The following is a 10,097-nucleotide window of genomic DNA, read 5'->3' as shown; positions in this document are numbered from 1 at the left end:
TTTAATTAACCGGCTACCCCCTAGTTCTACACATAACCCACAACACTCTTTCCATACCCGCCGCTCTTCCGATCTGTACGGCACCCGCCCGCCGCCGCGCCGGGCGCGGCGGCGGGTCGCGGCCGGAGCGGGCGTCACGGCGCCTGGAAGCCCGCGGCGGTGAGGGCCTGGGCGGCCTCGGCGGACCGGATGTACGCGACGAAGGCGGCGGCGGCCGGGGCGTTGGGCGCCTTGGCCAGCGCGGCGATCGGGTAGTCGTTCACGGCCTTGGCCGCCTCGGGGAACTCCACACCGTCGATCTTCGCAGCATCGGCCTGCACATCGGTCCGGTACACGAGCGAGGCGTCGACCTCGCCGAGCTCGACCTTGGTCAGGGCGCCCTTGACGTCCTGCTCCAGGGTGACGGGGGTGATGTTCACCCCGCCGGCCTGGAGGGCCTTCAGGGCGGCGGCGCCGCAGGGCACCTCCTTGGCGCACAGCGCGACCTTGACCCCGGAGAGGTCCTTGAGGCCGGTGATGTGCTTCGGGTTGCCCTTGGGGACGGCGATCTCCAGCGTGTTCCGCACGAACACCTGGGGCGTGCCCTCGGCGGCCTTGGCGTCGCTGACGGTCTTCATGGTGGCCGGGCTGGCGGCGGCGAAGACGTCCGCGGGGGCGCCGGAGACGATGCTCTGGGCGAGCGCCGAGCTGCCGCCGAAGTTGAAGGTCACCTTCACACCGGGGTTGGCGGCCTCGAACTTCTTGCCGAGCGCGGTGAAGGTCTCCTTCAGCGAGGCGGCGGCGAAGACGGTCAGGTCGCCGGAGACCTTGGCGGCCGAGGACGGGGCACCCGCGGAGGCGGCGGAGGACGCCGGTGCGGCGTTGCTGCTCGAGGTGCCGCTGCTGCCGCAGGCGGTGAGGCCGGCGGCGAGGGCGACCGCGGCGAGGGCGGCGACGGCGGAACGGCGTCTTGCGGTGCTCATGGGGTTCCCCTTCTGCCGCGCCGCTGGGAGGCGCGGAGGTGCGGTGACAACGGCGATCATACTGTCGTAGATGCGGGCCGCACGTCCCCTGTTTCATCGCACAGGCCAGCATGTGGGCGCCCCGTCTCTCGCATGTGCGATGCCCCGGGCCGAAAATCCCTGGCCCTGCCGCCGGGCCGCCGCCAGAGTGTTCCCCGTCGTATCGAACGGGGAGGGACACCGATGTCCACACTGCGCGTCACCGCGGAACACCTGACCATCCTGGAGCACCCCAACGCCGACGCCCTGGAGCTGGCGCAGATCGGCCTGTACCGGGCGGTGGTCGCCAAGGGCGCGTACCGCACCGGCGAGACCGCGGTGTACATCCCCGAGCAGGCCGTGCTGCCGGCCGCCCTGATCGAGGAGCTCGGACTGACCGGGCGCCTGGCCGGCTCCAACGCCGACCGGGTCAAGGCCGTCCGGCTGCGCGGCGAGCTCTCGCAGGGCATCGTCTGCCGCCCGGGCGAACTGGCGGACGTCGACCTGGCCGCCGCCGCCGAGAGCGGCGAGGACTTCGCGGAGCGCCTCGGCATCACCAAGTGGCGCCCGCCGATCCCCACCCACATGAACGGCGACGTCGAGGCCGCCCCCGACCTGCTGCCCTGGGTGGACATCGAGAACCTCAAGCGCTTCCCGACCGTCTTCGAGCCCGGCGAGCCCGTTGTCGTCACCGAGAAGGTGCACGGCAGCTGCTGCCTGGTCACCTACCACGCCGAGTCCGGCGAGGTGCAGGTCTCCTCCAAGGGCATCGGCGCCCAGGGCCTCGCCCTCAAGGAGGACGACACCAACCTGTACTGGCGGGCCGTGCGGGCGCACGGCGTCCCCGAGGTGGCCGCGGCCCTCGCCGAGCGGATCGGCGCCAGCCGGGTCGGCGTCTTCGGCGAGGTCTTCGGCGCCGGCGTGCAGGACCTCTCCTACGGCGCCTCCGGCCGCACCGAACTCCCCGGCTACGCCGTGTTCGACGTGTCGGCCGTCGTCGACGGGCAACTGCGCTGGCTCGACGCCGCCGAGGTGCTCGGCGGCGAACTGCCCGTGGTGCCCGAGCTGTGGCGCGGCCCCTACGACCAGGCCGTGGTGCTGGAGCTCGCCGACGGCCGGGAGACCGTCTCCGGCAAGGAGCTGCACATCCGCGAGGGCGTCGTCGTCCGCACGCAGGCCGAGCGGTACAGCCCCGTCACCGGCGGCCGGGCGATCGCCAAGGCGGTCGGCGGCGCCTACCTCACCCGCAAGGGCGGCACCGAGTACGAGTGACCCGGGCCGGGTGTGTGTGCGGATCGTCACGTCCGGTCCGCACGCACGCCCTACTCTCCTGACGACCACTCAGTCACTATGGAACCAGGAGAGATCCGACCCGAGGGGGACACTGTGCAGGCCACCACCCGGACACCCGGCCCGACGGGGCTGCCGCTGATCGGCTCGATGCTCGACCTGACCAGGGACCCGCTCGCCGCCTACCTCGCCGCGCACCGCGAGCACGGCGACGTGGTGCGCTTCACCGCCGGGCCGCCCGGCCTGCGCGTCGAGTTCTACATGGTGTTCTCGCCGGAGGGCGCCCAGCAGGTGCTCGCCGCCCGCGCGGCCGACTTCCGCAAGGACAACACCTTGTACGAGGAGGTCCGGCTCAGCCTCGGCAACGGCCTGCTCACCGCCCAGGACGCCGACTACCAGCGCCAACGCCGGCTCGTCCAACCACTGTTCACCAAACGCCGGGTGGACGGCTACGCCGACGCGATCGCCCAGGAGTCCGCCGCCCTCGTCGAACGCTGGACAGCCGTGCCCGGCGGCGTCGTCGACGCCGCCGAGGAGATGTCCGGCTTCGCGCTGCGGGCCGTCGCCCGGATCCTCTTCGGCACCGACGTGGAAGAGGCCATCGGCGCCGTCCGCCGCTCCTTCCCGGTGCTCGGCGCGTACGTCCGCGACCGCGGCTTCGCCCCCGTCCGGATCCCCCGGCAGTGGCCCACCCCCGGCAACCGCGAGGCCCAGGCCGCCGAACGCGAGCTGTACGCCGTCTGCGACGCCATCATCGCCCGCCGCGCCGGACAGCACTCCGACGACCTGCTCGGACTCCTGGCCGCCGCCCGCGGCGAGGACGGCGAACGGCTCGACCCGTCCGAACTCCGCGACCAGGTCCTGATCTTCCTGCTGGCCGGCCACGAGACCACCGCCACCTCGCTCGCCTTCGCCCTGCACCTGCTCGGCAAGCACCCCGCCGAACAGAAGCGCGCCCGCGAGGAAGCCCTCGCCGTGCTCGGCGACCGGCCGCCGCAGGCCGACGACCTCGCCGCCCTGCCCTACACCACGGCCGTGCTGAAGGAAGCCATGCGGCTGTTCCCGGCCGCCGCGGTGATCGGCCGCCGCGCGGTCGCCGACAGCGAGATCGGCGGCGTCCGGATCCCCGCCGGTGCGGACGTCCTCGTCTCCCCGTACGTGACGCACCGCCACCCCGGGCACTGGGAGGAGCCGGAGCGCTTCGACCCGGAACGGTTCACCCCGGAACGGGAGGCCGGGCGGCACCGCTACGCCTGGTTCCCGTTCGGCGGAGGGCCGAGGGCCTGCATCGGCCAGCACTTCTCGATGCTGGAGTCGGTGCTGGCACTGGCCGCCGTCCTGCGGGAGTTCGAGGTCGAGACCGTCGACACCGAGGTCCCGCTCGGCCAGGCCATCACCCTGGAGGCCCGCGGCCCCGTCCGCATCCGCCTCACCCGGAGGTAGGTGCAGGCGCACATGGGCCGCGCCCCTGATGGGTTGTCCCGGCGTGAGGGGTGTGCCGACAGGGGCGCGGGAGGTGGCCCCACGCGCCCCTGGTTCAGCTGTCGCCTATGTGACGGTGCAGGGGGTGTTGTTGAGGGTGAAGGTGGCGGGCTTGGTGTTGGTGCCCGTCCAGGTGCCGTTGAAGCCGAACGAGGTGGTGCCGCCGTTGGCCGGGAGGCTGCCGTTGTAGGCGAGGTTGGTGACGGTGACGTCGGCGCCGGTCTGGGTGACGGCGCCGTTCCAGAGCGAGCTGACGGTCTGGCCGTTGGCGAAGGACCACTTCAGCGTCCAGCCGTTGACCGCGGTGCCGCCGGTGTTCTTGACGGTCACGTTGGCGCCGAAGCCGCCGCCCCACTGGCTGCTGACCGCGTAGGTCACCTCGCAGGAGGACCCGGGGTTGGGGCTGCTCGAAGGCGAGGACGACGGTGAGGCAGACGGCGACGGCGAGGCCGGGTTCGAGCCGGAGGCCGAGGCGGAGGGCGACGGGGAGAGGGTGGTCACCGCGGAGGTGTCGCCGACGATGATGCCGCGGCCGTTGGTGGAGACGTACACCCGGCCGTAGACCCGCGGGTCGCCGGTGATCGCGGCGCCCGTCCAGCCCCACTGGTGGTTGTCGTCGTTGATCCGCACCCAGCTGGCCCCGGCGTTGTCGGAGCGGAAGATGCCGCGGACGCCGCCGATCTGGGCGCTGGTGTAGAGCGCGGGGTAGGAGGTGCCGGTCGCGGCCTTGCCGAAGCCGATGCTGTCGGCCTTGTCGACGCCGGCGAGGCGGGTGAAGGAGGTGCCCGAGTCGGTGGAGTGCCACAGGCCGTAGGTGGCGTCGTCGGCGCCGCCGGCGAACCAGATGTCGCCCTCGGTGGTGGTGAGCGCCTTGAAGCGGACGTTGCCCTTGGCCGGCAGGCCGGTGGCCGCGGTCCTGGCGAAGGTGGCGCCGCCGTCGGTGGAGAGGTAGAAGGCCCCGGCCGCGTAGCCGTAGAACTTCTTGGGGTTGACCCGGTCGGCCTGGACGCTCGCGCCGGCCGGCAGGCCGCTCGCGGCCGTCCAGGAACTGCCGCCGAAGGCGCCGGCGACGGGGGAGGCGCCGCCGGGGGACCAGACGACCCGGGTGCCGTCGGCGGAGAGCGCGACGGTGCCGCCGGAGGTGATGCCGCTCGGCTCGCTGCTCGCCGCGTACCAGTTGGCGCCGTTGTCGTTGGAGAAGGCGATGTGCTTGTCGGTGGAGCCGCTGGAGGTGTTGCCGACCCGGACGACGGTGTTGCCGTTGGTCTGGGCGAAGTCCAGGGCGGTGGTGGTGCCGTGGTTCGGCGACTGGAACATCATCGCCGGGGTGGTGGTCAGCGAGGTGTGGCGGAAGCCGCCGATGTCGCCGAGGGCGCTGATGAGCGGGGCGCCGGTGGGCGGGCTGATCAGGTCCTGGACGGCGGTCTCCTCCAGGCCCTCGACCATCGGCTTGACGGTGATCTTCGAGCCGGCGTCCCAGGCGGTGAGGTCGTCGGTGCCGTAGAGGGTGGCGCCGGTGCCGTACATCATCCGGTCGGAGTTGAACGGGTCGATCTCCAGCGACTCGGTCATCCAGCCGAGCTTGGGCGTCTCCTCCGGCGGCGAGGGGTGGTTGCCCCAGCTCAGCCACGGGGAGGTGGTGGTGTCCAGGGTGTAGTGGTCGACCCGGTTCGGGTAGCCGTTGTACTCCCAGATCGGCTTGAAGGTCGCGCCGTAGTCGGTGGAGCGGTAGATCTGGGTGTCCGGCCACCAGGAGCTGTAGCCGGTCACCATCACCACGTTGGGGTGCTGACGGTCGACCGACAGGCCGCTGTAGCCGAAGTAGGCGCCGGAGTCGGAGGACTTGACCGGGCTGATCTGCAGCCAGCTGCCGGCCTTGGTGTCGTACCGCCAGACGTCGCCCTTGGCGCCGTCGTACGGGCCGCCGGTGTCGCTGGTGGCGAGGTAGAGGTAGCCGTTGACACTGTCGAGCACGCCCTTGTGCGGCAGGAAGCCGGTGGGCTGGCCGGCCAGGCGGGTCCAGGTGGCGCCGCCGTCGGTGGAGCGGTAGACGTTGTTCTCCTTGTCGGCGACGCCGACGTAGACCGTCTTGGTGGCGGCGCCCGCGGCGGCGCTGGACTTGTCGAAGGTCACCCAGAGCACGCCCGGGTTGGAGCTGAGGTAGCCGCTGGTGTCGGTGGGGTCCTGCTGGTAGTTGCCGGCGTTGGGGAAGGCGGTGACCTTGGCCCAGGTGGCGCCGTAGTCGGTGGACTTCCAGAGGCCGTTGCCCTCGGGTGCGCCGAAGTAGACGATCCGGTCGTCGTTGGGGTCGACGGCGAGCCGCTCGCCCATGCCGCGGCCGGGCATGTTGCCGCCGATCTTGAACGGCATGGTGGTGCGGGCCCAGGTCTTGCCCTTGTCGGTGGAGCGCAGGACGGCGCCGTTGTTCGGGTCCCAGCTGTTGGTGTAGTTGCCGGCCGCGACGTACACCCGGTTGGTCTGCACGGGGTCGGTGGCGAGCGAGGCGACGCCGGTGAGGTTCCAGTCGTTCCAGCCGACCGAGTCGAGCAGCGGGATCCACTTCTTGGTGGCCGGGTCCTGGCGGTAGGCGCCGCCGATGTCGGTGCGGGCGTAGACCAGGTCCTTCTCGGTCTGGTTGAAGACGATGCCGGGGACGAAGCCGCCGCCGTCGACCCTGGCGTTGCTCCAGGTGTAGGTGTCGGAGGTGGCCTCGGTGGCGGCCGTGGCGGTGCTGTGCAGGCCGGACAGCCAGGACACCGCCAGGCCGCAGCTCACCGCCAGCGCCGTGACGGCCGTCCGGGGACGGGAGAGGACAGGGGGCATGGGGGAACGGACTCCTTCGCGGGCCCGCGAGGGGTGGGGAGAGGGCCACCACGGTCGACGCGACCGTGGGGAGGGATGCCCCCGCGCAACGGGTGGGGCGCGTCGTGCGGGCCGTCGTGGCGTGACCCTAACCGCGCCGGTGCGCGGGCAGAAGGGCGGCGTACGAGCCCTGTCCGCAACCGGACATGACGGAACATCAGTCATTTCGGCACACGGGGTCCGCCCATTCGAGCACACCCGCCGGGTTCGACGGGCAGCTTTTCACATCTTCCGGTGACCATTTGTGAACGCTGGGTAGCGTCCACCGCATCCGAGAAGCCCTTCGCACGTGCGAACGGCATATGACCGACCGTCCGGTCACGTCCTTCGGAGGCCCTGATGGGAACCATGAACCACGTCAGCTTCGGCTGGCCGACCCCGGCACTGTCGTACCTGATGGCCTGCGTCGGTGCCGCGCTCGGGCTGCGGTGCACCCTCCGGGCGCTGTCCGCGAGCGGGCCGTCCCGCCGCAACTGGCTGCTCACCGCCGCCGCCGCGATCGGCTCCGGGATCTGGACCATGCACTTCGTCGCGATGTTCGGCTTCACCGTCGAGGGCACCGAGCTGCGCTACGACGTCCCGCTCACCGTGCTCAGCCTGCTCGTCGCCGTCGTCGTCGTCGGCCTCGGCGTCTTCACCGTCGGCTACGGCCGGCACCGCGGCCGCAGCATCCTGCTCGGCGGCCTCACCACCGGCATCGGCGTCGCCGCCATGCACTACCTCGGCATGGCCGCACTGCGGCTGCACGGCACCGTCGAGTACGCCCCCGCCACCGTGGTGCTGTCCGTCGCCATCGCCGTGGGTGCCGCCACCGCGGCGCTCTGGGCCGCCGTCGCCATCCGCACCCTGGTGGCCGCCGGCGGCGCCGCCCTGATCATGGGCGTCGCGGTCAGCTGCATGCACTACACCGGCATGGCCGCCGTCCACGTCCACCTGGACCCGGCCCGCACCGACCTCGGCGGCGCGACCCCGATGCAGTTTGTCTTCCCGCTGGCCGTCGGCCTCGGCTCCTTCCTCTTCCTCACCTCCGCGTTCGTCGCACTGTCCCCCACAGCCCAGGAGCGCGCCGCCTACCGCGAGGCCGGCGAACTCGCCATCGAGGACCTCGGCACCGCCGACCTCGACCGCGCCGCCTAGGACCGCCCACCACGGTCACGGGCGCCCCTGACGCCACCGCTCGAAAGGACCCCGCGCCCCATGCGAGCAAGCCGCGGCACACCGCGCACCGCACCGGCCACCGGGCCGAGCTCCGCCGGACACAGCCCCGGCCCGACCGGGCCCGCCGGCCGGCACCGCGGCCCACAGGCCCGGGAGGAGGCCGCCGACGCCCACGGCCACCCCGCACCGCCGGCGGCCCCGGCCCGCTCCGGCGGGCTGCGGCTGCGCCCCCGCACCGTCCGCGCCAGGATCGTCGCCCTGCTGATGGTGCCGGTCGTCTCCGTGCTGGCGCTCTGGTCCTTCGCCACCGTCACCACGGCCCGCGGCGTCTGGGACACCCTGCACCTCAAGGTCGTCACCCGGACGGTGCTCGACCCCGTCGCCGCCACCGTCACCGGCCTGCAGGCCGAACGCACCGCCGCCGGGCAGCTGCTGGCCGGCGGGCCGCCCGGCCGGGAGAACGCGCTGCGCGAGGCCGCCGCCGCGACCGACCGGGCCGCCGCCCCGCTGCACCTCGCCGACGGCTACAACCGGGCCGACGCCGAGGGCCTCGGTGACGAGACCGCCGGCCGGGTCGACGAACTCACTGCCGCCGTCGCCGCCCTGCCCGCGCTGCGCGCCAAGGTCCTCCAGCACCAGGCCGGCTGGCCCGAGACGTACGCCGCCTACACCGCCGCGATCGACCGTGCCCTGGAGGTCACCGGTTCGGTCACCGCCCTGCAGGACCACCGGGTCGCCTCCGACGCCCGGGTGCTGCTGGAGTTCTCCCGGGCCCGCGAACTGCTCGCCCGGGAGGACAGCCTGCTGCGGGCCGGCCAGGCCGCAAGCCGTCTCGACGAGCCCCAGCGGCGCGACTTCGGCGCCGCCGTCTACGCCCGGCGGCTCTTCGAGCAGACCGCCTCGCGTGACCTGCGCCCGGCCGACCGCTCCGCCCTGCAGGCCGTCACCGGCGGCGCGGACTACCGCGAACTCGCGCGCCTGGAGGACGCCGTCCGGGACGCCCCCGACGGCCGCGGCGCCCTGCAGGCCGCGCCCGCCGACCGCTGGGCGGACCTCGCCGACGCCACCGCCCGCGGCCTGGCCGACGTGGAACGGGCCGCCGGCAGCGCCGCCGCCGAACGCTCCGACCCGTACGCGCTCGGGCTGTTCACCCCGGCCGGGCTCGCCGTGCTGCTCGGCCTCGCCGCCGTGCTCGCCTCGCTGCTGATCTCCGTCCAGATCGGTCGCGGCCTGGTCACCGAACTCGTCCGGCTGCGCAACTCCGCCCTCGAACTCGCCGGCCGCACCCTGCCCGCGACCATGCGGCGGCTGCGCGCCGGCGAGGAGATCGACATTGCCGCCGAGGCGCCGCTGCGGCCGCACGGCGGCGACGAGATCGGCCAGGTGCACGGCGCCCTCGGCCGGGTGCAGCGGGCCGCAGTCACCGCCGCGGTGGAGCGCGCCGAGGTGCTGTCCGGGGTGTCCGGCGTGTTCGTCAACCTCGCCCGGCGCAGCCAGGTGCTGGTGCACCGCCAGCTCACCCTGCTGGACGCGATGGAGCGCCGTACCGAGGACCCGGCCGAGCTGGCCGACCTCTTCCGCCTGGACCACCTCACCACCCGGATGCGCCGCCACGCCGAGGGCCTGATCATCCTCTCCGGGGCGGCCCCCGGGCGGGCCTGGCGCAAGCCCGTCCCGCTGATGGACGTGGTGCGGGCCGCCGTCGCCGAGGTCGAGGAGTACGCCCGGGTCGAGGTGCACCGGCTGCCGCCCGCGGCGGTCTCCGGGCAGGCCGTCGCCGACCTCACCCACCTGGTCGCCGAACTCGTCGAGAACGCCACCGGCTTCTCGCCGCCGCACACCAGGGTGCACGTCCGCGGCGAGCAGGTCGGCAACGGCTACGCCGTGGAGATCGAGGACCGCGGCCTCGGCATGGGCCCCGAGGCGATGGCCGACGCCAACCGCCGGATCGAGGCCTCCGAGCAGGTCGACCTCTTCGACAGCGACCGGCTCGGCCTCTTCGTGGTCAGCCGCCTCGCCCGCCGGCACGGCGTCCGGGTGTCGCTGCGGCCCTCCGCGTACGGCGGCACCACCGCGGTGGTGCTGCTGCCGACCGCCCTGCTGGAGACCGGGTCACCGGCCGGTCCGGCCGCCGTGACGGAGCCGGCCGCCGACGCACGACCGGAGGCGGCCCCGGCTCCCGCTGCCGCCCCTGCCACTGCCGCCGTCCCGGCCCCGGAGCCCGAGCGGCAGGACCCGCCGGCCGTCCGCCCGCTGCCGACCGCCGCGCCCTTCGGCGCCCTCGGGGACGACCCGGGCGTGCTGCGGCCGACGCCGTTCCGCGCC

At 73.4% G+C, this 10,097-nt stretch carries 6 protein-coding genes; 4 read left to right on the top strand and 2 right to left on the bottom strand.

Going from position 1 to position 10,097, the window contains the following annotated elements:
• Positions 1–134: 134 nt before the first annotated feature.
• Complete coding sequence (gene modA / locus ABZ641_RS17120) at positions 135–962, bottom strand: molybdate ABC transporter substrate-binding protein (RefSeq protein WP_344623720.1); 828 nt, start codon at positions 960–962, stop codon at positions 135–137.
• Positions 963–1,184: 222 nt separating this feature from the next.
• On the opposite strand from modA, the gene ABZ641_RS17115 reads away from it, so the two are divergent.
• Positions 1,185–2,252: an RNA ligase (ATP) gene (locus tag ABZ641_RS17115; protein WP_344623721.1), complete on the top strand. Its 1,068-nt coding sequence runs from the start codon at positions 1,185–1,187 to the stop codon at positions 2,250–2,252.
• Between the two features lie 114 nt (positions 2,253–2,366).
• Positions 2,367–3,713 (top strand): cytochrome P450, encoded by a 1,347-nt coding sequence (locus ABZ641_RS17110; protein WP_359982676.1) that lies wholly within the window; start codon positions 2,367–2,369, stop codon positions 3,711–3,713.
• 105 nt (positions 3,714–3,818) lie between these two features.
• On the opposite strand, the gene ABZ641_RS17105 is transcribed toward ABZ641_RS17110, so the two are convergent.
• Positions 3,819–6,575 (bottom strand): cellulose binding domain-containing protein, encoded by a 2,757-nt coding sequence (locus tag ABZ641_RS17105; protein WP_359982673.1) that lies wholly within the window; start codon positions 6,573–6,575, stop codon positions 3,819–3,821.
• Positions 6,576–6,953: 378 nt separating this feature from the next.
• Between ABZ641_RS17105 and ABZ641_RS17100 the strand changes: the two genes are divergently transcribed.
• Both ABZ641_RS17100 and ABZ641_RS17095 read left to right on the top strand, forming a co-directional pair.
• Entirely contained in the window at positions 6,954–7,751 is a 798-nt protein-coding gene (locus tag ABZ641_RS17100) for an MHYT domain-containing protein (RefSeq protein WP_344623724.1), read from the top strand.
• Positions 7,752–7,811: 60 nt separating this feature from the next.
• A partial coding sequence (locus ABZ641_RS17095) for an ATP-binding protein (RefSeq protein ID WP_359982670.1) occupies positions 7,812–10,097 on the top strand: 2,286 nt, incomplete at its 3' end.

Source organism: Kitasatospora sp. NPDC007106 (assembly GCF_040634455.1).
In the GTDB taxonomy this organism is placed as follows: domain Bacteria; phylum Actinomycetota; class Actinomycetes; order Streptomycetales; family Streptomycetaceae; genus Kitasatospora; species Kitasatospora arboriphila.
This window is presented reverse-complemented; position numbering and strand designations above follow the sequence as displayed.

Coding starts and splice junctions, on each gene's coding strand:
- modA (WP_344623720.1), bottom strand. CDS start 962: ATGAGCACCGCAAGACGCCGTTCCGCCGTCGCCGCCCTCGCCGCGGTC.
- ABZ641_RS17115 (WP_344623721.1), top strand. CDS start 1,185: ATGTCCACACTGCGCGTCACCGCGGAACACCTGACCATCCTGGAGCAC.
- ABZ641_RS17105 (WP_359982673.1), bottom strand. CDS start 6,575: ATGCCCCCTGTCCTCTCCCGTCCCCGGACGGCCGTCACGGCGCTGGCG.
- ABZ641_RS17100 (WP_344623724.1), top strand. CDS start 6,954: ATGGGAACCATGAACCACGTCAGCTTCGGCTGGCCGACCCCGGCACTG.